Annotated in this window: 18 protein-coding genes; 12 read left to right on the top strand and 6 right to left on the bottom strand. The window is 69.1% G+C overall.

What is annotated here, in order from left to right; all coding sequences use genetic code 11:
• Positions 1-74 precede the first annotated feature (74 nt).
• Entirely contained in the window at positions 75-1,055 is a 981-nt protein-coding gene (locus tag GWK25_RS38590) for a carbohydrate ABC transporter permease (protein ID WP_215456151.1), read from the top strand.
• Positions 1,052-1,930 carry a carbohydrate ABC transporter permease gene (locus tag GWK25_RS38585; RefSeq protein WP_215456149.1) on the top strand — a complete coding sequence of 293 codons (879 nt, stop codon included), beginning with the start codon at positions 1,052-1,054 and terminating at the stop codon, positions 1,928-1,930. The genes GWK25_RS38590 and GWK25_RS38585 overlap by 4 nt, the downstream gene beginning before the upstream one ends.
• Before the next feature lie 261 nt (positions 1,931-2,191).
• Here the strand turns inward: GWK25_RS38585 and GWK25_RS38580 are convergent, their stop codons facing one another.
• The 3 genes from GWK25_RS38580 to GWK25_RS38570 all read right to left on the bottom strand — a co-directional run bounded on the left by GWK25_RS38580 (position 2,192) and on the right by GWK25_RS38570 (position 7,195).
• Positions 2,192-3,685 (bottom strand): alginate lyase family protein, encoded by a 1,494-nt coding sequence (locus GWK25_RS38580; protein WP_308404427.1) that lies wholly within the window; start codon positions 3,683-3,685, stop codon positions 2,192-2,194.
• 252 nt (positions 3,686-3,937) lie between these two features.
• Positions 3,938-5,989, bottom strand: coding sequence for a family 43 glycosylhydrolase (locus GWK25_RS38575; RefSeq protein ID WP_215456148.1), 2,052 nt, complete (start codon positions 5,987-5,989; stop codon positions 3,938-3,940).
• Between the two features lie 408 nt (positions 5,990-6,397).
• Positions 6,398-7,195: a FadR/GntR family transcriptional regulator gene (locus tag GWK25_RS38570; RefSeq protein ID WP_251829227.1), complete on the bottom strand. Its 798-nt coding sequence runs from the start codon at positions 7,193-7,195 to the stop codon at positions 6,398-6,400.
• 341 nt (positions 7,196-7,536) lie between these two features.
• On the opposite strand from GWK25_RS38570, the gene GWK25_RS38565 reads away from it, so the two are divergent.
• The 10 genes from GWK25_RS38565 (at position 7,537) to GWK25_RS38520 (ending at position 20,274) form a co-directional block, all read left to right on the top strand.
• Complete coding sequence (locus GWK25_RS38565) at positions 7,537-8,898, top strand: ABC transporter substrate-binding protein (RefSeq protein ID WP_215456147.1); 1,362 nt, start codon at positions 7,537-7,539, stop codon at positions 8,896-8,898.
• Positions 8,895-9,809 carry a sugar ABC transporter permease gene (locus GWK25_RS38560; protein WP_308404426.1) on the top strand — a complete coding sequence of 305 codons (915 nt, stop codon included), beginning with the start codon at positions 8,895-8,897 and terminating at the stop codon, positions 9,807-9,809. Before GWK25_RS38565 ends, GWK25_RS38560 begins: the two co-directional genes overlap by 4 nt.
• Positions 9,799-10,677, top strand: a complete 879-nt coding sequence (locus GWK25_RS38555; RefSeq protein WP_215456146.1) for a carbohydrate ABC transporter permease — start codon at positions 9,799-9,801, stop codon at positions 10,675-10,677. The genes GWK25_RS38560 and GWK25_RS38555 overlap by 11 nt, the downstream gene beginning before the upstream one ends.
• Positions 10,678-10,743: 66 nt before the next feature.
• The gene (locus tag GWK25_RS38550) at positions 10,744-12,753 is read left to right on the top strand and encodes a hypothetical protein (protein WP_215456145.1); all 2,010 of its coding nucleotides are present in this window, start codon (positions 10,744-10,746) and stop codon (positions 12,751-12,753) included.
• Positions 12,750-13,097 (top strand): L-rhamnose mutarotase, encoded by a 348-nt coding sequence (locus GWK25_RS38545; protein WP_215456143.1) that lies wholly within the window; start codon positions 12,750-12,752, stop codon positions 13,095-13,097. Before GWK25_RS38550 ends, GWK25_RS38545 begins: the two co-directional genes overlap by 4 nt.
• A 37-nt stretch (positions 13,098-13,134) precedes the next feature.
• Positions 13,135-14,019, top strand: coding sequence for an amidohydrolase (locus tag GWK25_RS38540; RefSeq protein ID WP_215456141.1), 885 nt, complete (start codon positions 13,135-13,137; stop codon positions 14,017-14,019).
• Positions 14,020-14,057: 38 nt separating this feature from the next.
• On the top strand, positions 14,058-15,116 hold the full coding sequence (locus GWK25_RS38535; RefSeq protein ID WP_215456138.1) for a zinc-binding dehydrogenase: 1,059 nt from the start codon (positions 14,058-14,060) through the stop codon (positions 15,114-15,116).
• On the top strand, positions 15,113-15,874 hold the full coding sequence (locus GWK25_RS38530) for an SDR family oxidoreductase (protein ID WP_215456133.1): 762 nt from the start codon (positions 15,113-15,115) through the stop codon (positions 15,872-15,874). The genes GWK25_RS38535 and GWK25_RS38530 overlap by 4 nt, the downstream gene beginning before the upstream one ends.
• 71 nt (positions 15,875-15,945) lie before the next feature.
• Positions 15,946-16,944 (top strand): aldo/keto reductase, encoded by a 999-nt coding sequence (locus tag GWK25_RS38525; protein ID WP_215457883.1) that lies wholly within the window; start codon positions 15,946-15,948, stop codon positions 16,942-16,944.
• A 231-nt stretch (positions 16,945-17,175) separates the two neighbouring features.
• The gene (locus GWK25_RS38520) at positions 17,176-20,274 is read left to right on the top strand and encodes an RICIN domain-containing protein (RefSeq protein WP_215456132.1); all 3,099 of its coding nucleotides are present in this window, start codon (positions 17,176-17,178) and stop codon (positions 20,272-20,274) included.
• A 153-nt stretch (positions 20,275-20,427) separates the two neighbouring features.
• Here GWK25_RS38520 and GWK25_RS38515 read toward each other — a convergent pair whose 3' ends face one another.
• The 3 genes from GWK25_RS38515 to GWK25_RS38505 are packed head-to-tail and all read right to left on the bottom strand — an operon-like array spanning position 20,428 to position 22,935.
• Positions 20,428-21,210, bottom strand: a complete 783-nt coding sequence (locus GWK25_RS38515; protein WP_286014574.1) for an amino acid ABC transporter ATP-binding protein — start codon at positions 21,208-21,210, stop codon at positions 20,428-20,430.
• A 1-nt stretch (position 21,211) separates the two neighbouring features.
• Positions 21,212-22,051 (bottom strand): amino acid ABC transporter permease, encoded by an 840-nt coding sequence (locus tag GWK25_RS38510; protein WP_215456131.1) that lies wholly within the window; start codon positions 22,049-22,051, stop codon positions 21,212-21,214.
• 2 nt (positions 22,052-22,053) lie between these two features.
• Positions 22,054-22,935 carry an ABC transporter substrate-binding protein gene (locus GWK25_RS38505; protein ID WP_215456129.1) on the bottom strand — a complete coding sequence of 294 codons (882 nt, stop codon included), beginning with the start codon at positions 22,933-22,935 and terminating at the stop codon, positions 22,054-22,056.
• Between the last annotated feature and the right edge of the window lie 123 nt (positions 22,936-23,058).

The following is a 23,058-nucleotide window of genomic DNA, read 5'->3' as shown; positions in this document are numbered from 1 at the left end:
GGGTCCCCGCGGCCGCCTGCTCCCGGCGCCGCGGGGACCCGCCCCCTGACGACCAACCGCCCAGCGAGGTTTCCATGAGCAGTCCCAGCAGCACCCGGACCGCGTCACCGCCGCGGCCGGTGCCCGCGGTCACCCGCCGCGCCTCCCCCACCGGCCGGCCGCGGCGCGCCGGCCGCCGCAGCGCGTTGACCGCGTCGGGTTTCCTGGCGCCGTTCGCGGTCCTCTTCGTGACCATGATGGTCGCGCCGATCGGCTACGCGATCTACCAGAGCTTCTTCACCGTCCGCCGCGCCGGGCTGTTCGGCGGTGCGCAGTCCAGCGAGTTCACGGGGCTGTCCAACTACACCGACGCCTTCGGCGACCACGACTTCGTCGCGTCGATCGTCCGGGTCGTGCTCTTCGGCTGCGTCCAGGTCCCGGTCATGCTCGGTCTGGCCCTCCTGCTCGCGCTCCTGCTCGACTCCCGCTCGGCCCGGCTGCGCAAGACCTTCCGGCTCACGTTCTTCCTGCCCTACGCGCTGCCGGGCGCGATCGCCGCGCTGATGTGGTCCTTCCTCCTGGTGAAAGACCTCTCGCCGTTCACCGGACCGCTGTCCCACATCGGAATCGACACCGACTTCCTGTCGCCGTCATGGGTTCCGTTCTCGATCGGGAACATGATCACGTGGGGCTGGACCGGCTACAACATGCTGATCATCTACTCCGCGCTGCAGACGATCCCGGCCGAGGTGATGGAGGCCGCCGCGCTCGACGGCTGCACCGGATGGCGCCTGGCATGGGCGGTGAAGATCCCGCTGGTGCGTCCCGCGCTGGTGCTCACCACGGTGTTCTCCATCATCGGCACGGCGCAGATGTACACCGAACCGGCCGTCCTGGTCGGCGCGCGCATCCCGGGCGTCGACCCGAAGTTCTCCCCGATCATGAACACGACCGTGGCCATGGACGTGGGCGGCCAGAACCTGGCGGCCGCTCAGTCCGTCATTCTCGCGTTGATCACCCTCGTGCTCTCGTTCGGATTCCTCAAGTACAACCAGCGCAAGGGAGCGATGGGATGAGCGTGACTTCGGCCGGCCGACCGACCCGACTGGCCCGCCGGGGCCCCGACCTCGCGAGCAAGGCCGTCGTCAACGGCATGCTGGGCCTGATGGCCCTGTACACGCTGATCCCGCTGTGGTGGCTGTTCGTCTCCTCGACCAAGGAATCGGGCTACCTCTACACCGGTACGCCGCTGTGGTTCTCCCACTTCGACCTGGTCACCAACATCAGGAACGTGTTCAGCTTCGAGGGCGGCATCTTCTCCACCTGGCTCGCCAACAGCGCGCTGTACAGCCTGGTCGGCGCGACCGTCGGCACTCTGCTGTCCGCGATGGCCGGCTACGCGCTCTCCAAGTTCACCTTCCGCGGCCGGGAAAGCGTCTTCAACGTCATCCTCGCCTCGGTCCTCATCCCGGCGCCGATGTTCGCCCTGCCGCTGTTCCTGCTCATGGCCAAGCTGGACATCACCAACTCCTACTGGTCGGTGCTGCTGCCCAGTTGTGTCAGCCCGTTCGGCGTCTACCTGTGCCGGATCTTCGCCGCGGCGTCCGTCCCGGACGAACTCCTCGAGGCCGCACGGCTCGACGGAGCAGGCGAACAGCGCACCTTCTTCCGGATCGCCCTGCCGCTGATGACCCCGGCACTGGTGACCGTCTTTCTGTTCCAGTTCGTCGCCGTCTGGAACAACTACCTGCTGCCCTCGCTCATGCTCAACACCCCCTCGCTACAGCCCGTCACGGTGGGTCTGGTGCAGTGGCGCGCGCAGTTCGCCAACGGAGTGCCGCCGCTGCTGCCGATCACCGGTGCGTTCCTGTCGCTGATCCCTCTGCTCGTCGCCTTCGTCAGCCTCCAGCGGTTCTGGCGCAGAGGCCTGACCGCAGGTGCCGTCAAGTGACGCGACCACCTCGGCGGCTGCGTGTACACCGGGCTCTACGAGCCGGAACACCCGAGCGCGAACGGCGACGGGCTACGTAGGGACGTTGCCCGCGCCCCGGACGGCCGGCCGCGCGTGCCGGCCGCCGTACGCGCCCCTCCGGGAGCGGCGGGGGCGACCGTCCCGGAGGAGACCCGAACCCGAACCACGTGCGGTGGCGCACAGCGCGTGCAGGGAGCCCGCCTGTGATCAGTCACCGGATTTTTCGTGGCACCGTGGGTGTCATTCCGCCTCGCGGCGCGCCTGGCCGCGACGGCGGAGCAGCAGGAGGCCGCCGGCGACCGCGGTGATGCCGGTCGCGGCCGTCCACAGAGGGAGGTCCGAGGCGCCGGTGGCGGCCAGGTCCTTGTCGCTCTTTCCGCCCTGGGCGCCGGCGCCCCCGGAGGACTGCCCGGCCGGGGACTTGGACGAACCGGATGACCCGGAGGTACCGGACCTGGCGGCCGTCGACTTCGACGGGGACGGTGAGGCCGCCGCCTCGGCCGCGGTGGCCTTGTCCCGGGTGTACGCCAGTGTGCCGAAGCCGAGTTCGTCGAATCCGCCGCTGTTCGGGCCGTAGTGGCCGCCGCCTCCCTCGGGCCCGCTGCGGGCCAGCATCTCGCGGGTGTTCGGCATGGCCATGCGGCGCCTGTTGGCGTAGTGGTTGTAGACCCGCGCCCAGACGGGGCGCACCTGGCCACGGCCGTGCTCGGAGATGACGGTCTGCGCCGTTTCCACGCAGTGCACGCCGTTTCTCCAGGTGTACGTGGTGTACGGCACGTCATAGCCGAGGTTGTACCGGGCGACGTACTCGCACGCCTTGCGGAACCTGGAGTCGTCCGCGCCGTAGAGGTCGACGCCCTGGTTCCAGGCCATCTCGCAGATGGTGCCCATCAGGCCGATGCCCATCAGGCTGTGGGCCTGATCGCGCCCGCTCTCCTGCCACTGGGCCAGGTCCACGTCGTCGTAGACGAAGGGGATCGCCTTGGCCAGCGCGCCGTTGCCTTCGCCGTTGTGGAAGTAGTCCACCGTCTCGTCGAACTTGGCCCGATCGTCGCAGAGGATCCCGATGGCCATGATCGAGGCCATGGTGCACAGGTCCCAGTTCGCCCAGTAGTGGCCGATGCAATTGGTCTCGCGGTACATCATGTGGCGGTTCATCGGATAGAAGTGCTTGACCAGCATGTCCTGGAAACGGGCCAGGTCGAAGCCGGGGTAGCCGCGCAGGAGTTCGCCGACGTTGGCGAACTGGTACCCGTAGATGCCTGCCAGGAGCACGACTTCGGAGCCTCCGCCGATGCCCTTCAGGGTCCCCGACCAGGCGTTGCAGATGTCCCGCGCGGTGTCTGCGTATGCGGTGTCGCCGGTGATTTTCCAGCGCAGCGCCCTCTGGTAGGCGGCGTGGATGTCGCGGTAGAGGGCCCCGTAGTTCTGGACGCCGCCCCCTCCCCGGGTCGGGGTCACCTGCGGGTTGGGCCGCCATGCGGCCTGCGAGTGGCGGCCGGTGGTGAGGGTGAGCTTGGCGAAACCCTCCGTGTAGGGGGCGGCGCCCGCCTTCACCTTGGCGGCCATGCGCTCGAGATCGGCCCGGGTGTGGAGCATCCCGGGATGCGCGAAGGACGTGCCCGCCGCCGTCGCGGGGGAGGCGGCCACGCCCGTGCCGATACCGATACCGACCGCGCCGGTCGCCGCACCCGCGGCCTTGAGCATGCTGCGTCGGCTGATCTGTAGTGCCACTGTGTCGTTCCTCGGGCTCTTGTGGGGACAGTGCCTACGTAGGGAGACGTGATACGGAGCGGGCGATAACACAAAAGGTGGGCACCACCGATGAAAGGCAGCCGGGCGTCCGGCACCCTCCGGCACCATGGCCAATGATTTGCAACTGCATGCATCCAGTGCGAGACGGCCCGGCCCCGCGGCGAGAGAGCCGTCGGGCCGGGCCGTGGCCGCGCCGGCTCGTATCAGCCGGCGGGCGGGATCGATGTGCGTCTAGCCGGTGACCCGGCGGAACGTCCACTGCTGGTTGGTGCTGCCCCTGTTGGTGTACTGGATCAGCGCGGCGCCGTCGGCCGTGCTGCCGGAGCTGACGTCGAGCACCTTGCCGCTGTTGCGGTTGACCACCTGGAACACCCCGCCGGACAGCGGGCGCAGCTGCCACTGCTGGCTGGTCCTGCCGTCGGGGGTCGCCTGGACGACCCGCGCGCCGTCCGCCGTGGAGGATCCGGCGACGTCGAGCACCTTGCCGCTGCGGACGCAGGTGATGGTGTGGTAGCCGTCGGCCGTGGACTGGAAGGCCCACTGCTGGTTCGTCGCGCCGTTGTCGGTCCACTGGATCACGGCGGCGCCGTCCGCGCCGGACCCACCGGAGACTTCGGCCACTTTGCCACTGCGCACGCTGACGCAGGTGTACGTCCGCGCCGGGGCGATGGTGTACTGCACCGAGTCGAAGTCGACGTGGCCGGTGCCGCCCGGGTTGTAGGTGTAGAGGCCGATCCGGTCGCCGCGGTAGCCGCCCCAGGTGAGCTGGTAGGTCCCACCGACCTGGGTGAACGTGCTCCCGTCGAGGCTGTAGGAGAAGCGGCTGACCCCGTTCACGTCCCATGTGGTGCGCAGCCACACGGCGTTCTGCGTGATGGCCGCACCGCTGGTCAGGGTGCCACCCGCGTTGTGCTCGATCGTGGTGGTGGTCCCGGTGCGCCGGACACCCAGTCCGGCGTAGGTGGCGGCGTAGTGGCACAGTCCGGCGTGCTGGCCGTCGGCGAGGCCGGCCAGTTCGAGGCGGACGGTCACCGTGGCGCCGCCCGCGGTGCGCAGGACGCGTTGGGTGAGGGTGTTGCCCACCTTCGTCAGGTTGTCCCCGGCCAGCGGCGCGAACGCCTTCAGCCGCAGGTAGCCGGGGCGTTCGGTCAGCGACCAGTAGCCCGAACGGGGTTGGTAGTACCACTCCCACTGCGGCTTGAGGCGGGTGTCGGTGAACGTGTCGCTGGTCACGACGGCGGGCAGCGCGTCGACGGGGAGGCCGGGGGTGCCGGTGCCGGGCAACTGGCCCGTCCACACCATGTTTCCGATGCCGTCCGAGCCCACCTCACCGATGATCGGCCAGCCGTCCACCCAGGTCACCGGCAGCAGGGACAGCACGCGCCCCTCCCAGCGGCCCTGGCCGTGATGGGTCACGAAGTACCAGTCGCCGCCCGGAGTCTGGACCAGTCCGCCCTGGTTGGGCTCGCGGTCCACCGAGGTGTTGACGTGCAGCAACTGCCTGGTCTCGAACGGGCCGAAGATGCTGGAGCCGCGGTTCATCATGAGCACCCGGCCCTCGGGCTTCACCTCGCTGAAGAGGTGGTAGTAGACACCGTCGATCTTGTACAGCTTGCTGGCCTCGCTGCGGTTCGACTGGTGGATCACCGGGGCCGGGCCGACCAGCGACTTGCCGTCCGCGGACAGCTTGTACAGGTGGACCTTGTAGCTGTCCGAGTAGTGCGTGGTGACCAGGTAGCCCTGGCCGTCGTCGTCCCAGAACGGGCACACGTCGTTCCAGCCGGAGGTCCGCCACATCGAGTGCAGCGGCTCCCAGGGCCCTTCCGGCGACGGGGCCGACGTCATGAAGAAGCCTTCGTCGGGCGTGTTGAAGTACACCCAGTACCGGCCCGCGTGGAAGCGGATGGCCCCGGCCCACACGCCGCGGCCGTAGCGGTTCATCCGGTCCCAGTTCAGCTCGGGTCCGATGCGGGTGACGTCGTCGACCGAGCCGCCGATCGGGCGCCAGTTGACCAGGTCCTTCGAGTGCAGGACGGCCATGCCGGGCGAGTACCCGAACGTGCTGGTGATGCCGTAGTAGTCGTCGCCGACCCGGATGCAGTCCCAGTCGCTGAGGTCGGCCGGGACGATCGGGTTGGCGTAGGTGCCGTCGCCCTGGTCGCCCCAGGTGCCGGCCGGGGGAGGGGCTGCCGACGCCACGCTCGACGGGAGCAGGCCCGGGAGGAGGAGGGCGCCGGTACCGATCGCGGCGAGCCGGCCGAGTTGTCTTCTGGTGAGGTCCACGATGCAGTCCTTGGTTGGAGGTCGTCAGGTGCGGGGGAAGCGGTGGGTGGACACCCCGAGGGGAACGCGGGGGAGAGAGAACGTGGAAGGGCACGGCCTTGGCGTCGTGCGCGCCGCGTCCCAGCGGGCTGACGGCCCTCACCGGCGTTGTGCGGGGGCATGAGCAAGGCGCACCGTCGAACGCCTGGGCAACGCGTCCTTGGGTACACGCGGCGGCCGAGGGCGGACGACGATTGATCGATATGTCGAACGGCTATCGGTTTGCCGAACCGATCGACGCCGAAGTTAGAGTCCCGGCCGCACAGAAGTCAACGGTTCGTCCGCGTTTTTCCGAGACGTGCGGCGGCGGCCGGAACAGGGCGCGCTCGGGCACGGACGGGCGGCGTCGGCCGAAGGGGCCAGATGGCGTCAGCCGAAGAGGCGGCGCTGGATCTCGCGGCGGTAGTCCTCCAGGGTTCGGTCGAGGTGTGCCGCGGTGGCCTGCGCCGCTTCCTCGGGGCGGCCGTCACGGATGGCCCGGTAGATCGTCTCGTGCTCCTCTACGGCCGCCTCGGTGTTCTCCCCGAACGAGTCGTGGATTCCGATGGCGCTTGACTGGCGCTGCAGGCGTCGCGCGTCCCGCACGGCGCTGACCAGGAACGTGTTGTGCGAGGCCGCCGACACGGCCGTGTGGAAGTCCTCGTCCGCCTGGTTGAACACGTCGACCTGGCCGTGGGCGAACCCGTGCCGGCACTGCTCCATGGCGACTTCGATGGTGCGCAGTTCCGAGGGGGTGGCGCGGGTGGCCGCCAGGCTGCTGGCGGCCATCTCCTGGACCCTGCGGAACTCGAACAGCATCAGTACGTGGTCGATGTCGACGGGGCGGAAGAAGCCTCCCCACCGGCTGGTGGTGAGCATGCCCTCGTCGTCCGCGACGAACAGACCCCGCCCTTTGTGCGCCCGTACCCGACCCAGCGCCGAAAGGATCTTGACGGCTTCCCGCACCACCGCCCTGCTGGTGTCCAGCGTCCGGGCGAGGTCGATCTCCGTGGGCAGCCGGTCACCCGGCGCCAGTCGTTCCTCGGCGATGTACGCGAGGATCCGCTCCGCCACGATCTCGTACCCGGGACGGTAGTCACGCCGCTCGTCCGGGTCGGCCACCCTCGTGGGCGCGGCAGCAGGGACTTGAGCCGGCAGGGCCGCTTCGATCGCTGGCGTGTCGTCCATCTGTGCTGCCTCCCGGGTGACTTCTGCTCACGCGACTGATCGCGGTGGAGCCGACGGCATCGTAGCGCACAGGGGGTATGAGTCGTACTCATTCTGACCAAGATCCATAGCGAGAGCCATAGTCATCCGGGCGAGCAAACGAAACTTATCGGGCATATGTAGTCTAAGTGCTCGCCTGTTGCTAGAAATCCAGCAACAGAACGCTGCGCGCACCCTTGACGTATTGCTCGATAAGGCGGCTAATTTCTTCCACGCCGCTCGCAGCGGAGCCGCCTCTTCCGTCTCCGTCGTCCTTCCGGGCCGCCCCTCTGCTCGCACCCGCACACCCAGTGGAGTCACTCATGACCGTCAACCAGTCCTCGTCCAGCCCCAAGAGAGCCCTCGGCAGGAAGCGGGCGGCATCGCTCGCCGGGTGTGCGGTCACGGTGCTGCTGACCGTGACGGCCTGTGGCGGCGGCACCGCCGGCAAGACCACCAAGGACGGCTTCGCGCAGGCGCCGCAGAAGGACGGGGCGTTGACCGTCTGGGTGGACGCGACCCGGATGGACGCCGCGAAGCTGTACCAGGAGCTGCACCCGGAGGTGAAGCTGAACATCGTCAGCTATGACGGCAACGCCAACGGGTCCAACTACCTTCAGACGAAGGTCCAGTTGTTCAACCGCACCGGCAAGGGCTGGCCGGACGTCGTGTTCAGCTCCCAGAACAACGAGACCTCCTGGGCGGTCGACGCGGGCTTCGCCGCTCCGCTCAACAAGGGCCTGGTCCCCGAGTCGACCCTCGGGAAGTTCTCCAAGGGCGCCAACGACGTCTGTACGGTCGACGGCACCGTCTACTGTCTGCGCAACGACCTCTCCCAGGCGGTGCTCTGGTACAACGCCCCGCTGATGAAGAAGTTCGGCTACACGGTGCCGACGACGTGGGAGGAGTACCAGAAGCTCGGCACGAAGGTGGCCAAGGAGCATCCGGGCTATCTCGTCGGTGACGCGGGTGACTCCTTCACCCCCGAGATCTATCTGTGGGCGAGCAAGTGCGGCGCCAACCACATCACCGGCCCCAAGTCCGTGTCGGTGAACACCACCAGCGAGGCCTGCACCAAGATGGCCAAGCTCATGGACGTACTGATCGAGAACAAGTCCATGTCCATCAGCGGCGTCTTCAGCACCGACTTCGGCAAGAACCAGGCCGACAAGGTCCTGCTCATGCCGGGCCCAGCGTGGTTCGGCGGCGCGGTCTTCAAGGACACCCTCAAGGTCCCCGGCAAGCAGATCGGGGTGGCGCCCATGCCGCAGTGGCAGGGCGACAGCGCGCCGTCCACGGGCAACGTCGGCGGCGGCACCTGGCTGCTGTCCCAGCACTCCACCCACCTCAAGGCGGCCACCGACTTCCTGACGTGGGTCACCACCGACAATGCCTACCAGGCGGAGAAGTCGCCCGGCTTCCCGGCCTACGCGCCGGCGGCCGAGGCATGGCTGAAGCAGCAGGACGCCTCCGGCTACTTCGCCGGCGACCTGAGCGCGCTTGCCACCGCCGCCTCCCAGGTGTGGCCGGAGTGGGGCTCGGGCCAGTTCAGCCAGGAGGCGATCTGGGCGGCCACCATCAAGCCGGGCCTGACCCAGGGCAAGTCCATCGTCTCGATGCTGCCGGCCTGGCAGGACTCCATCGTCAAGCACGCCAAGTCCAACGGATACAAGGTCGAGCAGTGAGCCTCAGCCCCTCCCCGCCCCGCTCTGCCGGTCGGCGCCCCCACGGCACCGACCGGCAGAGCCGGGCCGGCATCGCATTCGTCGCGGCCTACGTACTGCTCCTTATCGCGTTCGGCATCCTGCCGACCGGGTACGCCGTCTACTTCGCCTTCACCGACGCCGGGGGCACGTTCACCGGCTTCAGCAACTTCGTCACCACCGCACAGGACTTCCGCTTCCTGGACGCCGTCGGCCATGTCGCGCTGTACCTGCTGTTCTGGCTGGTCTCCCTCGTGGTGTTCGTGGTGAGCCTGGCGCTGCTGCTGCACCGCCTCGCCTCGGGCTCCCTCAGCAAGTCCCTGCGCTTCCTCTTCTACATCCCCGGAGCGCTCGCCGGCGCCGCGAGTGTGCTGGTGTGGCTGTTCATGCTCGACCCGACGGTGAGCCCGGTCAGTTCGCTCCTGGGCATGCTGGGGTACGGCACCTTCGGCGAGGTGATCGCGCCCGGCAACCTGCCCCTGCTGTTCACGGTCATCGCGTTCTGGACCGGCGCGGGCGGCTGGATCGTCGTCATCTACGGCGCGCTCAACAACATCCCCACCGACGTCATGGAAGCCGCGCGCATCGACGGCGCGGGCGCCTGGCAGACCGCCTGGCACATCCAGATCCCCATGCTCCGCAAGTGGATCGTGTACATGGTGATCCTGGCCTTCGCGGGCGGTGCGCAGCTCTTCGTGGAGCCGCAGCTGCTGTCCCTCGCCAGTGTGGGCGTGGCCGGACGCGACTACTCGCTGAACCAGCTGACGTACGACTTCGCCTTCCAGATGAACAACATCAACGGTGCCGCCGCGGTCTCGGTGGAGCTCCTGGTCGTCAGTGTGTCGGCCGCCGCCCTCTTCGTCGCGCGATCGGGGTTCTTCGATGCCGACTAGTTCCCCGCGCCGTCTCGTGCCCCGTCTGCTGACCGGTTCCGTCCTGCTCGTCTTCCTGGTGTTCTTCGTGCTGCCGGTGCTGTGGCTCGTCCTCGCGGCGACCAAGACCGACCAGCAACTCGTCCACGGCAGCCCGCTCTCCTTCGGCTCCTGGCACACCTTCCAGGCCAACTGGGACGCCCTCACCGCGTTCCAGGACAACGCCGTCCTGCAGTGGCTCGGCAACTCGACGTTGTACGCGCTGATCTCGCTGGTCATCACGCTCTGCGTGGCCATCCCGGCGGGCTACGCGCTGGCCATGACCGAGTTCCGCGGACGGCACACCCTGCTCGTCTCGACCCTGGTCGTGATGCTCATGCCGACCGCCACGCTGGTGGTGCCGCTGTTCCTGGAGATCAACGCGGTCGGTCTGATCGGCACGATGTGGTCGATCATCCTGCCGTACTCGTTCTACCCGTTCGGCGTGTATCTGACGTACATCTACTTCACCACCGCGGTACCGAAGGACCTGCTGGCGGCGGCACGGATGGACGGCTGCTCGGAGTTCGGTGTCTTCCGGCACATCGCGCTGCCGCTGGCGACACCGGTCGTCGCGCTCGTCGGGTTCTTCAGCTTCGTCGCCAACTGGACCAACTACTTCCTGCCCTACGTGATGCTGCCCGAGAGCGGCCAGATGCCCATCCAGGTGGGGGTCGGGACCCTGCTCAGCAATGTGCCGTCCTTCAATCCGGCCGTCGGCACCCTCGCGATCGAGCGGCCGCAGCTGGCCCTGGCGACGCTCGTGGCCATCACACCCGTACTGATCGTCTTCCTCTTCGCGCAGCGCTTCCTGGTCAGCGGGATGCTCGCCGGCGCCACCAAGGAATAGCGGCCCCTCTTGGCCGTCGTCCCCGGCGTGCGCCGTCCCGCCGCCCACCCCGAACGGAGATCCCCCATGCCCTACAGCTCCGCCGATCCCTCCTCGGCCGAGGCCACCCCCTGCGAGCAGCCGGCCCCGCCACCTCACATCGAGGCGGGAGTGCCGCTGCTCGAACCACCCGGCTGGGCGGTGGCCCAGCGGTCCCTGTTCGACCTCCTCGACCACGCCTGGCGGCGCTTCGCCCGCGACTTCACCGGCCCCGACGGACGTCTGAACTACTCCGGCCCGCTGACCACCCGCGACGGAGTGGACGACTTCTACGAGGTGTTCTTCAACTGGCCCCAGCTCTACCTCCTCGGCGGCGCCGACGACCTGCTGCCCGCCAGTGAGAAGCACTGGGAGGGCGTGACCAGGCAGCTCACCGAACTGGACATGCTGCGCGACGAGTACGAACGCGGCTACGACTGGTTCCACCAGGGCGAGAGCCTGCTGCTGCTCTTCTTCCTGTGCATGGCCGACCCCGAGCGCTGGTCCGAACGCGCCCTTCGCTTCGCGGAGTTGTACGTCGACCCGGCCCACGGCAACTACGACCCCGAGCACCGCATCATCACCCGCCCGCACAACGGCAGCGACCCCGACCGCACGGGCCTGTTCGACGGCGACGTCTACCCCTGGCTCCAGAAGGAGGCCGATACCTACGGGTACCCGCTCGAGTGGATCCCCGAGGCGCAGGGCGGCGGCCCGTTCCCACTCTCCTCCGACCCGCGTCTCGGCGCACAGATGCGCGACCGGATGGGCGTCGGAGACACCGCGCTCAACCTCGGCGCCACCGGTCTGGTCCTCAACGCCTGGATCCTTACCGGCGACGAGCGCTACCGCGACTGGATCGTCGGTTACGTCGGCGCGTGGCGGGAGCGCACCGAGGCGAACGACGGTGTCATCCCCGACAACGTCAGCCCGGACGGAGTCGTCGGCGGCCTCCTCGAGGGCCGCTGGTACGGCGGCCACTACGGCTGGTCCTGGCCCCACGGCTGGCACAGCATCGGAACCGCGGCCTGCGTGGCTGCGCTCGCGGCGGCGACGGTCACCGGGGACGACGACTTCCTGTCCATGGTCCGCACCACGCTCGACTCGCTCATCGCCCGCGGCAAGGTGATGCCCCACACCGAGGCGGACTCCAGCCTGCCCGCCAAGTGGGCGGTCGAACTCGGCCCGGACGCCGACGTCCCCACGCTCCACGTGCCGTTCCGGCACAACGACACCGGCTGGTTCGACTACAACCCGACCACCCCGCCCGTGCCGGTGGCCCTGTGGCACCACTCGGCCTCGGACGCCGACCGCGAGCGGCTGGAGAACCTGCGCGAGGCCGAGGCGATCGACTGGCGCACCCTGCGGCCGTTCCGCGCCAAGGAGGAGTCCGGGCACGAGAAGGCCTGGTTCGCCTTCCTCGCCGGCGACGACCCCGACTACCCCGAGCGCATCCTCGCCACCGCCCAGGCCCAGATCCGCCACCGCCTGCGCCGCGTCGACCGCTACCGCGACCTGGACGTGCCCGAGGCCGACATCCACGTCTGGCAGCAGTCGAACCCCGTGGCCACCGAAGCCCTCGTCCAGCTGACCTGGGGCGGGCCCCAGGTGCTCTACAACGGCGGCCTGCAGCAGGCCCGGCTGCGCTACCACGACGCCGACGCCCGCCGCGCCGGCCTCCCGCAGGACGTGGCCGCGCTGGTCAGCTCCATCGACCCCGAGGCGACCACCGTCGAACTGGTCAACCTCGCCCCTGAGACGGACCGCACGGTGATCGTCCAGGCCGGCGCCTTCGCCGAACACACCATCACCGCCGTCCGGTACACCACCTGCGAGGACGACGGCTGGATCGGCGACATGTACGACTACGGCCACACCGAGCCGGTCGTCACCGAGGAAGAGCTCTCCTGCGACAGCCCCTTCCTGACCGTCCGGCTGCCCGCGTCCACCCGGATCAAGCTCGTCCTGCGACTGAACCTGCGCGCCAACACCCCCAGCTACCGCACCCCGTTCGACACGGGCGAGCCCGCCCCCGGCACGGAAGAGAGCACGGCGTGAAGCGCATCGCCCAGACCATCAGGCTCCGGCCCGAGCACCGGGAGAGGTACCTCGAACTGCACTCCGCCGTCTGGCCCGGGGTGGAGGCGGCCATGCACCGGGCGAACATCCGCAACTTCGGCATCTTCCTCCACGGTGACGTGCTGTTCGGCTACCTCGAGTACCACGGCGACGACTTCGAGGCCGACATGGCTGTCCTCGAAGCCGACCCCGAGACGCAGGAGTGGTGGAAGCTCACCGACCCCTGCCAGGAGCCCTGGCCCGACCGGGGCGACTCCCGCCAGTGGACGGAACTGACCGAGATCTGGCACCTCGACCCGCCCGGCGAGGACACCACCGTCTGACACGGACCGCGCCGGACCGACCCGACTTGGAACCGCCATGACCTCCGCCCCCGCACCCGTCCTCATCGACGCGCACCACCACCTGTGGGACCTCGACCAGCGCCCGCAGCCGTGGCTCGACGACCCCGGCCTGACGTCGATCCGCCGCACCTTCACCGCCGACGACCTGCGCTCCACCGCGACCCGCCCCGTCGCGGGCCGTCACCTCCACGGCACGGTGGCCGTGCAGTGCGTGCCGGAGGTGCCCGAGACGGAGGACCTGCTCGCCCTCGCCGAGCGGGAGCCGCTGATCGAGGCGGTGGTCGGCTGGGCGGACCTCACGTCGCCGGCGATCGGCGACTCGCTCGACCGACTGCTCGCCGGACCGGGCGGCACCTACCTGCGTTCCCTGCGCCACCTCGTGCAGGGCGAGACGGAACCGGCCTGGCTGCAACGCCCTGATGTCGAACGGGGGTTGGCGGCCGCGCGGGACCGCGGGCTCTCCTACGACGTCCTGGTCCGCAGCCATCAGCTCGACCAGGCGATCCGGCTGGCCGAACGCTTCCCCGACCTGCCCCAGGTGCTGAACCACGCGGGCAAGCCGGACATCGCCGGGCGCCAACTCACCGAGTGGCGAGAGCAGGTGCGACGGCTGGCCGCGCACGAGCACGTGGTCTGCAAGCTGTCGGGACTGATCACCGAGGCCGACCACGACAGGTGGACCACCTCCGACATCCGCCCGGTCTGGGACGTACTGCTCACGTCGTTCGGCCCGGACCGGCTGATGTTCGGCTCCGACTGGCCGGTCGCCGACCTCGCGGGCGGCTGGAACCGCTGGGCCGCCACTGTGGACGAACTGCTCACCGGCGGCGCGGAGAGCGAGATCCACGCGCTCCTCGCCGGCACCGCGACCGCCTTCTACCGCCTCCCCGCCCGCGGCTGACGTACAGCGCTCGTGCCAAGAGGACTTTGGAGAACACGATGACACTCGCCGTCCACTACACGGCTGCCCGCACCCTGGACACGGCCCCCGCTACGGGCGTGGAGCCGGGCCCCGGCGAGGTGGAGCTGGCCCCCGCCTACGTCGGCATCTGCGGCACCGACCTGCACATCTTCCATGGCGACATGGACGCCCGCGTCGCCAGGCCCGCCGTCCTCGGGCACGAGATGTCCGGCCGGGTCCTCCGGGTCGGTCCGGGCGTGCAGGACTGGGCGCCCGGCGACGCGGTGACCGTGATGCCGCTGCGCTGGGACGACACCTGCCCCGCCTGCCGGGCCGGTCACCGACACGTCTGCCAGCACCTCGACTTCATCGGCATCGACTCCCCGGGCGCCATGCAGCAGCGCTGGACCGTGCCCGCCTCCACCCTGATCCGCCTGCCGGAGTCACTCGCGCTGGACCGGGCGGCGCTCGTGGAGCCCACCGCGGTGGCCGTGCACGACGTAGGCCGGGCGCGGGTCACCGAGGGCGAGAAGGTCGTGGTCGTCGGCGGCGGTCCGGTCGGGGTGCTGATCGCACTCGTCGCGCAGGCCGCCGGGGCCGAGGTGCGGGTGGTGGAGCTGAGCGCCCACCGCCGTTCGACGGCCGAGGAGTTGGGGCTGGCCACGTGGGACCCGGCCGCCGACGACATCGCCGCCCTGGTCGGCGCCTGGACGGCCGACGCGGGCGCGGACGTCGCGTTCGAGGTGTCCGGTGCGGCCGGCGGTGTGCACACCGCCGTGGAAGTCCTCGGGGTGCGGGGGCGGCTGTGCCTGGTCGCCATCCACCCCCGGCCCCGGGAGGTGAACCTGCACCGCTTCTTCTGGCGCGAACTCACCCTCGTCGGCGCCCGCCTGTACGACCGCTCCGACTTCGAGAAGGCCGTCGCCCTGGTCGCCGACGGCACCGTCCCCGCCGGCCGGCTGATCAGCAAGGTCGTCCCCCTCACCCAGGCGCCCGCCGCGTTCGAGGCGCTGGAGGGCGGCGACGTGATGAAGATCCTCCTCGACTGCGCCGACGACACCGACCACTCCGACGACACCCAGGGAGCCGCCGTATGAGTGCCTTCGACCTCACCGGGAAGCTCGCCGTCGTCACCGGAGCCCGGCGCGGTATCGGCCGGGCCATGGCCCGTGCCCTCGCCGCCGCCGGAGCCGACATCATCGGAGTGAGCGCCTCCCTGGAGGAATCCGGCAGCGACGTGGAGAAGGACGTCACCGCCCTGGGCCGCACCTTCGAAGCCATCCGCGCCGACTTCGCCGACCCCGACGCCGTCCGCGCCCTCGGCGCCGACCTCGCCGGACGCGAACGCCCGGTGGACATCCTCGTCAACAACGCGGGCACCATCCGCCGCGCCCCGGCCGCCCAGCACAGCGACGCCGACTGGGAGTCGGTGCTCCAGGTCAACCTCAGCGCCCAGTTCGTCCTCACCCGCGCCGTCGGCGCCGGCATGGTCGCCCGCGGCCACGGCAAGGTCATCTTCACCGCCTCGCTGCTCAGCTACCAGGGCGGCATCACCGTCCCCGGCTACACCGCCGCCAAGCACGGCATCGCCGGTCTGACCAAGGCCCTCGCCAACGAGTGGGCCCCGCACGGTGTCAACGTCAACGCCATCGCCCCCGGCTACATCGCCACCGACAACACCCAGGCCCTCCAGGACGACCCCGTCCGCAGCAAGGCGATCCTGGACCGCATCCCCGCCGGACGCTGGGGCAGCGCCGACGACCTGGCCGGCGCCACCGTCTTCCTCGCCTCCGGCGCCGCCGCCTACATCCACGGCACCACCCTGCCCGTCGACGGCGGATGGCTCGGCCGATGAGCGGCGGCCCCGACTCCGTACCGGGCCAGGTCGACGTCCGCGTCCCCGGCCACGTCCACGAGGAGGACGTCATGCGACGCCGGACGGTCGCCCGCACGTCCGTCGCACTCACCGCCCTCGGGTTCGGCGCGGCGGTGATCGGCAACCTGTACCGCACCACTTCGGCGGCCGACGCGTCGGCCGCCGTCGACGCGGCCTGGGACGCGGGCATCCGGTACTTCGACACCGCGCCGCACTACGGCCTCGGGCTCTCCGAACGGCGCCTCGGGGCGGCGCTGCGGCAGCGTCCTCGGGACGAGTACGTGGTCTCCTCCAAGGTGGGCCGGCTCCTCGTCCCCAATGAGCGTCCCCAGGGCGTCGACAGTGAGGGCTTCGTCGTCCGGGACGACCTGCGCCGGCGGTGGGACTTCAGCCGCGACGGCGTGCTCCGCTCCATCGAGGAGTCCCTGCGCCGCACCGGCCTCGACCGGCTCGACATCGTCTACGTGCACGACCCCGACGACCACTGGCGGCAGGCCGCCGACGAGGCCATGCCCGCTCTGGCGGAGCTGCGCGACCAAGGGGTCGTCGGGGCCGTCGGCGCCGGTATGAACCAGTCGGCCATGCTCGCCCGCTTCCTGCGGGAGACCGCCGCCGACGTGGTCATGCTCGCCGGGCGCTACACCCTCCTCGACCAGTCGGCGCTGGACGACGTGCTGCCCGCCGCGCGGGACACGGGCAAGAGCGTCGTCGCGGCCGGTGTCTTCAACTCCGGGCTGCTCTCGCGTCCACGGCCCGCCGAAGGCATGAAGTACGACTACCAGGACGCTCCCCGGGAGCTGGTCGCCCGCGCACGGGCGATCGCGGAGGTCTGCGAGGAGCACGGCACCAGCCTCCCCGCCGCCGCCATCGCCTTCCCGGGCACCCACCCCAGCACCGTCAACGTCACGCTCGGCATGCGTGACCGCGCGCAGGTCACGCAGAACGTGGCACTCCAGCGGAGCGCCGTACCCCGGGCGCTCTGGGACGACCTGCGCGAGCGGGGACTGATCAGGCAGGACGTCCCCATCAGCGCCGGCGGTGCCCCTTGATGCCGCTGAAGGGGGAGGGCACACCACGTCCGGTCGACCTCCCCCCGCCCGACCGATTACCCGGGCCACTCCGCGTCCGTCGCCAGGGAAACCCGTACCGCTTCTGCCACTGAGGAAGCACCGAGGAAGTACTGAGGAAGTCACCCCCGTCCGCTGAATCGCACGCCCGCACCCCCGGAGCCGCCGCATGAACGCTTTCCCGACCGACCGATCCAGCAGGAGGGGCGGACGATGAAGCCCTTCCCCTCCACCGCCCGCAGAATCTCGGCCGTGCTGGCCACGGTCCTCTGCGCGACGCCGCTGACCTCCCTCACGCTGGCGTCCCCGGCCTCGGCCGCGGTCCAGGCCACCTACTACGTCGCCCCCGACGGCAGCGACACCAACGCCGGGACGATCTCCGCGCCGTTCAAGACCCTGCGGCACGCACGGGACGTCGTACGCACGGTCAACGACGACATGACCGGCGACATCAACGTCTATCTGCGCGGCGGCAACTACCCCGTGAGCAGCACCATCGACTTCACGTCGGCCGACTCCGGGACGAACGGCCACCGTGTGGTGTACGCCGCCTACCAGGACGAGAAGCCGGTGCTGAACGGTGGAGTCCCGGTGGACGGCTGGACCCAGCACAGCGGGAACATCTGGAAGGCCCCGCTGGACCGCGACGACAAGCTCCGCGCGCTGTATGTCGACGGCAAGCGTGCCCAGATGGCCTCGAAGACGGTTCCCTCGGCCGGCTGCCACGGCACCTACACCGTCACGGCCGGCCAGGCTCCCTGGGCCTGGGAGTCGGGTTCGCAGTGCGACGGCGCGAAGTACAGCCTCACCGATCTGCCCGCGATCGCCGCCAACCAGGACGACGTGGAGATCAGAACGCAGACGACCTGGACGTCGGCCATCGTGGGCGTCCGGCAGATCACCACGAGCTCGGACGGCGCCAACCGCGTGGCCCTGTTCCAGCAGCCGGGCGCGGCCATCGCCCAGGGGCCGCCGAACGGCAGATTCGACGCCTCCGGCACCCACACCCTCATGAACGCGTACGCATTCCTCGACCAGCCGGGCGAGTTCTACTTCGACAAGACGCAGCACACCGTCTACTACTACAAGTCGGGCTCCGAGGACATGACGTCGGCGAAGGTCTTCGCGCCGAACAACGTGTCCACCCTCCTCAGGATCGCGGGCACGTCGAGGACCGACCACGCGCGGAACATCACGTTCTCCGGGCTCAAGGTCGAGCACTCCGACTGGGGCCTGACCAAGGTGGGCGACTCCGTCTTCCGGCAGGGCCAGCAGGGCAACTCCGGTTCGACCGTGTACGCGAAGAAGAACTTCCACGCGTACACCTACCGCAACGTCGACCTGCCGCCGGGCATCATCCAGATCGAGAACGCCGACGGCATCACCCTGCGGGGCAACACGGTGCAGCACACGGGCGCCGACGGAATCAACATGGTCAACGACGTGACCGACTCGCAGCTGATCGGCAACGTCACGAATGACATAGCCGGCTCCGCGATCACCGTGGGGCACCCCCAGCACGTGTACATCGGGGACTACACCTCGACCAACAACGAGAAGTACCCGGTGAACGTCGAGGGCGTCTGCAAGAACATCTCGATCACGAACAACTACCTCCACGACAGCGCGGTGTTGTTCCAGGGATCCAGCCCCGTGTCGGCGTACTTCGTGGACTCCCTGTCCGTGGAGCACAACCGGATCGAGAAGTCCCCGTGGGCGGGCATCACCCTCGGCTGGGGCTGGTGGAACTTCGACGGTTCGACGAACTCCATCAATCCCGGGAACCCGACCACCACGGCGAAGAACAACACCGTCCGCTACAACCAGATCGTCGACACGATGCAGACGCTCGCCGACTCCGGCCCCATCTACACCCTGGGAGCGCAGCCGGGAACCGAGATCAGCGACAACTACATCCAGGGCGTTCCGGCCGGCCACAAGTACGGCCTGCACCCCGATGAAGGCTCCGCCTTCATCAACTACCACGACAACGTGCTCGACGTGGACAAGGACGTCACGTCCGTCATCCACTCCGGCACGTGGGGCCGTCAGCACGACCTGAAGTTCACCAACACCTACGGTGCCGTCAACAAGATCTGGGACAAGGGCGTCCCGAACAGCACCATCCAGGACGTGCGCGCGTACGTGGACAACGTGTGGCCGTCACCGGCGTACGCCATCGCCGTGAACGCGGGTGTGGAAGACGCCTACAAGGACATCCTCCCCGCCGCGATCACGACCTCGCCGGACCACGCGCTGCCCGCCGGCACCTTCACCGGCAAGGGCGTCATGACCATTCCGGTGCGCAGCCCGGGAGACTCCACCAAGACGCTCTGGCTGGCGCCCGCCGGTACGACGACGTTCGCCGCCGGTCCCACCAAGACCAGCGCGAGCGGCACCTCGACGAGCATCCGTGTCCCGCAGACAGCGGGTGACTACCGGCTCTACGTCGTGGACGCCCAGGGCAACGCGTCCCCCGCGTCGAAGGCCGTCGTACGGCAGCGCTGGAGCCACGTCGACGACAAGGCCGCAGGCGTGACCTACTCCGGGACCTGGTCGAACTGGAACGACACGAAGGACATGAACGGGTCCGAGAAGTTCACGAACACCACGGGCGCCTACGCCGAGTTCTCCTTCACCGGCACGGGCGTGCGGTACCTCGGCATGACGCAGCCGAACATGGGCAAGGTGGACGTCTACATCGACGGCACCCTGGCCCAGGCGGGCCTCGACGCCTACGCCTCGACGGTGACGAAGCAGGTGCCGCTGTTCGAGAAGACGGACCTGGCCTCGGGCCCACACACGATCAAGGTGGTGTGCACCGGGACGAAGAACACCGCCTCCTCCGGCACGGTCTGCGCCCTGGACGCGTTCGCCTCCATCCAGTTCCCCGCGACGAACGCCAACTACAAGGTGGTCAACAAGAACAGCAACAAGGCGATCGACGTCTCAGGCGCGTCGAAGTCCGCCGGTGCGAATGTCATCCAGTGGACCGACTCCGGAGCCCTGAACCAGAACTGGCGCTTCGCCCCGGTGGGTGACGGCAGTTACGAGATCGTCAGCCGGAACAGTGGCCTGCTCATCGAGGTCAGCGGTGCCGCCACCGCGGACGGCGCGACCGTCATCCAGGCGGCCGACACCAACGCCGCGAACCAGCGCTGGACACTGGTCGCCACCGGAAACGGTTACTACAAGATCAAGAACGTGAACAGCGACAAGCTGCTCGACGTGTCCTCGGGCGGCACTCAACTCGTCCAGAACACGGACACGAACGCCAACAGCCAGTTGTGGAAGGTGGTCAACGTGGACTGACCCTTCGGCCCCCGCGACCCCCGGCGTGCGATGCGCCGGGGGTCGCGGGGGCGTTGGAGGACCCGTCGCCACGGCTCCTCCTCGGGTTCACGGTCCGTCGGTCTTCACCACCCGCACCGGTCGCCAGGTCGAGCCGCTTACACACAACGGCTTTCAGCCGTGCTCGTGGATCCGGTGCAGAAACGCTCGTGTGCGCGCGTGGTCGGGGTCGGTCATGAGTTTCTCCGGAGGCCCTTCCTCCAGGATGACACCCTGGTCGAACATGACGAGGCGGTCGGCCGCGGAGCGGGCGAAGCCCATCTCGTGGGTGACGACGATCATCGTCGTGCCGTCCTCGGCCAACTCCTTCATCACCTCGACGACCTCCCCGACCATCTCCGGGTCCAGGGCGCTGGTCGGCTCGTCGAAGAGCATCAGGGCCGGCTTCATGGCGAGGGCGCGGGCGATGGCGACACGTTGCTGCTGACCTCCGGACAGGGCGGACGGCCGCGACGACGCCTTGTGGGCGAGGCCGACCCTCGCCAGCAGGGCGTGCGCCCGTTCCCGCGCCTCGGCCTTCGACAGGCCGAGGACCCTCGCCGGGGCCACGGCCACGTTCTCCAGGGCCGTGAGGTGCGGGAAGAGGTTGAAGCGCTGGAAGACGAAGCCGATGTCGCGACGGCGTTCGGCGACGACCTTCGGCCGTTCCTCGACCGGCCGCCCGGAGCCGGGCCGGTAGCCCACGGGGCGGCCGTGCACGAGGATCTCGCCCTCGTCCATGGTCTCCAGATGGTTGAGGCAGCGCAGGAACGTGGTCTTGCCGGAGCCCGACGGGCCCACGACGACCACGACTTCACCGGCCATGACGTCCATGGACACGCCGTCCAGGACGCGTACGCCGCCGAAGTGCTTCACCACTCCCCGGGCCGACATCACCGCCGTCGTAGTCGTTTCCATGTCAGTGCGCTCCCTTGCCGACGAGCGAGTCCTCCTTGCGACCGGCGTAGCGGCCCCCGCCGACGAACCGCTCGCGCAGGGACGGTCTGGCCACGGTGACGCCGGGGTCCGCGAACTTGCGCTCGATGAGGCGTTGGACGAAGGACCAGACCGTGGTCAGGGCGAGGTAGTAGCAGGCGACGACGAGGAAGATCTCGAAGGTCTTGAACGTCGCCGAGTTGATCGACTGTGCCGTCAGGAACATCTCCTGCAGGCCGATGACCGACAGAAGGGACGTCGACTTCATCATCAGGTTGAACTCGTTGCCCAGTGGCGGCACGACGATCCGCAGCGCCTGGGGCAGCAGTATGACCCGCATGGTCAGCGCCGGAGTCATCCCCAGCGCCTGGGCCGCTTCCGTCTGCCCGGGGTCGATGGCGTCCAGCGCCGCGCGGAAGATCTCCGCCATGTACGCCGCCTCGTTCGCGGCGAGCGTGAGGACGGCCGCCTGGACGACACCGAGCAGGACGAAGCCGCCGAGGTCGAGGTCCGTGAACCGGTAGATGCCCGTAGCGGCGAGGCCGTTGTAGACGAGGACGAGCTGGACGAGCAGTGGTGTGCCGCGCACCAGCCAGACGTAGGTCCGGCCCACCTGGCGCAGGGCGCCGAAGCGGCTGCGCTGGGCGAGGGCGATGGCAAGTCCCAGTGCGACGCCGAGGAGTTGGGCGACGACCGAGATGTAGACGGTGCGCCAGAGTCCCTCCAGGAACGCACCGGAGGGCGAGATCAGTTGGTGCCAGAAGAAGGACCAGTCGAAGCCGGCTCCCGGTGCCGAGTCGGCGAGCAGCAGGACGTCGGCCACGTCTACTTCCCCTCGATGTCGTCGCCGGTCAGGTTCCACTTCTTGAGGATCGAGGTGTACGTCCCGCTCTTCCGCACTGCTGCCAGGGCCTTGGTCAGCGCATCGTGCAGGGCCGGGTTGTCCTTGCGGGTGGCGGCGCCGACCTTGATGCGGTTGAACGGTTCGCCGACGAACGCGAAGGTGTCCGGCTGCTGCTTGGTGGCGTACGCGGCGGTTTCGAGGGTCGTGCCGTAGGAGTCGACGAGACCGAGGCGCAGTTGCTGGAGGGCCTCGCTGTCCTTGGTGAACTGCCGGATGTCGATCTTCGCCTTGCCGGCCGCCTCGCACTGCTTCGACCGGTCGGTGAGGTACTGGACGACGGTCGTGCCGGTCTGCCCGGCCGCCTTCCTGCCGCAGAGGTCGTCCGCGTTCTTGATGTCCCCGGCGCTCTTCGCCGCCACGAGCAGGGTGTTGGAGGCGTACATGTACGGCACGAAGTCCACGACCTTCTCCCGCTCCGGCTTGATGTAGAGCTGGCTGATGATCGCGTCGCACTGCTTGGCCTGCAACGCCGGGATGATGCCGTTGAAGCTGGTGTTGGCCCACTCCGCGCGGACACCGAGCTGGGCGGCGAGCGCGTCTCCGAGCTCGATCTCGGCCCCCACCGGCTTCTGCGACGCGTCGTAGAAGGTCAGCGGGGGCGCGCTGATGTCGGAGCAGTAGGTGATCTGTCCGTCCTTCACCAGCGTGTCGGCGGGCACCTTGACGGACGCCGGGAGGGTGGGGCCGGAGGTGCCGGCGGCATCCGTGGAACCTCCACAGCCGGTGAGTGTGACCGCCGCCGCGGCAACGGCTCCGACCAGCGTGAACGCCGATCGGCGAGAACAGAGGAGCGACCTGGCCATACCGAACTCCTTCACGGATTCGCACTGTTGCGCGGTAAGTAAGTCAATGCCATAGTCAGCGCCATTGACTATGGAGTTCCGTGAAACGGGAAGCTAGGGCGGACGGTTCAGGACTGTCAAGGA

The organism is Streptomyces sp. ATCC 21386 (assembly GCF_018728545.1).
Taxonomy (GTDB): domain Bacteria; phylum Actinomycetota; class Actinomycetes; order Streptomycetales; family Streptomycetaceae; genus Streptomyces.
Note: the sequence above shows the minus strand (reverse complement) of the source record. Positions and strands in the feature narration are given on the sequence as shown.

Excerpts from the sequence above, each read along its gene's own strand:
- GWK25_RS38590 (WP_215456151.1), top strand. The coding sequence starts at position 75 with ATGAGCAGTCCCAGCAGCACCCGGACCGCGTCACCGCCGCGGCCGGTG.
- GWK25_RS38585 (WP_215456149.1), top strand. The coding sequence starts at position 1,052 with ATGAGCGTGACTTCGGCCGGCCGACCGACCCGACTGGCCCGCCGGGGC.
- GWK25_RS38570 (WP_251829227.1), bottom strand. The coding sequence starts at position 7,195 with ATGGACGACACGCCAGCGATCGAAGCGGCCCTGCCGGCTCAAGTCCCT.
- GWK25_RS38565 (WP_215456147.1), top strand. The coding sequence starts at position 7,537 with ATGACCGTCAACCAGTCCTCGTCCAGCCCCAAGAGAGCCCTCGGCAGG.
- GWK25_RS38555 (WP_215456146.1), top strand. The coding sequence starts at position 9,799 with ATGCCGACTAGTTCCCCGCGCCGTCTCGTGCCCCGTCTGCTGACCGGT.
- GWK25_RS38550 (WP_215456145.1), top strand. The coding sequence starts at position 10,744 with ATGCCCTACAGCTCCGCCGATCCCTCCTCGGCCGAGGCCACCCCCTGC.
- GWK25_RS38540 (WP_215456141.1), top strand. The coding sequence starts at position 13,135 with ATGACCTCCGCCCCCGCACCCGTCCTCATCGACGCGCACCACCACCTG.
- GWK25_RS38535 (WP_215456138.1), top strand. The coding sequence starts at position 14,058 with ATGACACTCGCCGTCCACTACACGGCTGCCCGCACCCTGGACACGGCC.
- GWK25_RS38530 (WP_215456133.1), top strand. The coding sequence starts at position 15,113 with ATGAGTGCCTTCGACCTCACCGGGAAGCTCGCCGTCGTCACCGGAGCC.
- GWK25_RS38525 (WP_215457883.1), top strand. The coding sequence starts at position 15,946 with ATGCGACGCCGGACGGTCGCCCGCACGTCCGTCGCACTCACCGCCCTC.
- GWK25_RS38520 (WP_215456132.1), top strand. The coding sequence starts at position 17,176 with ATGAAGCCCTTCCCCTCCACCGCCCGCAGAATCTCGGCCGTGCTGGCC.
- GWK25_RS38515 (WP_286014574.1), bottom strand. The coding sequence starts at position 21,210 with ATGGAAACGACTACGACGGCGGTGATGTCGGCCCGGGGAGTGGTGAAG.
- GWK25_RS38505 (WP_215456129.1), bottom strand. The coding sequence starts at position 22,935 with ATGGCCAGGTCGCTCCTCTGTTCTCGCCGATCGGCGTTCACGCTGGTC.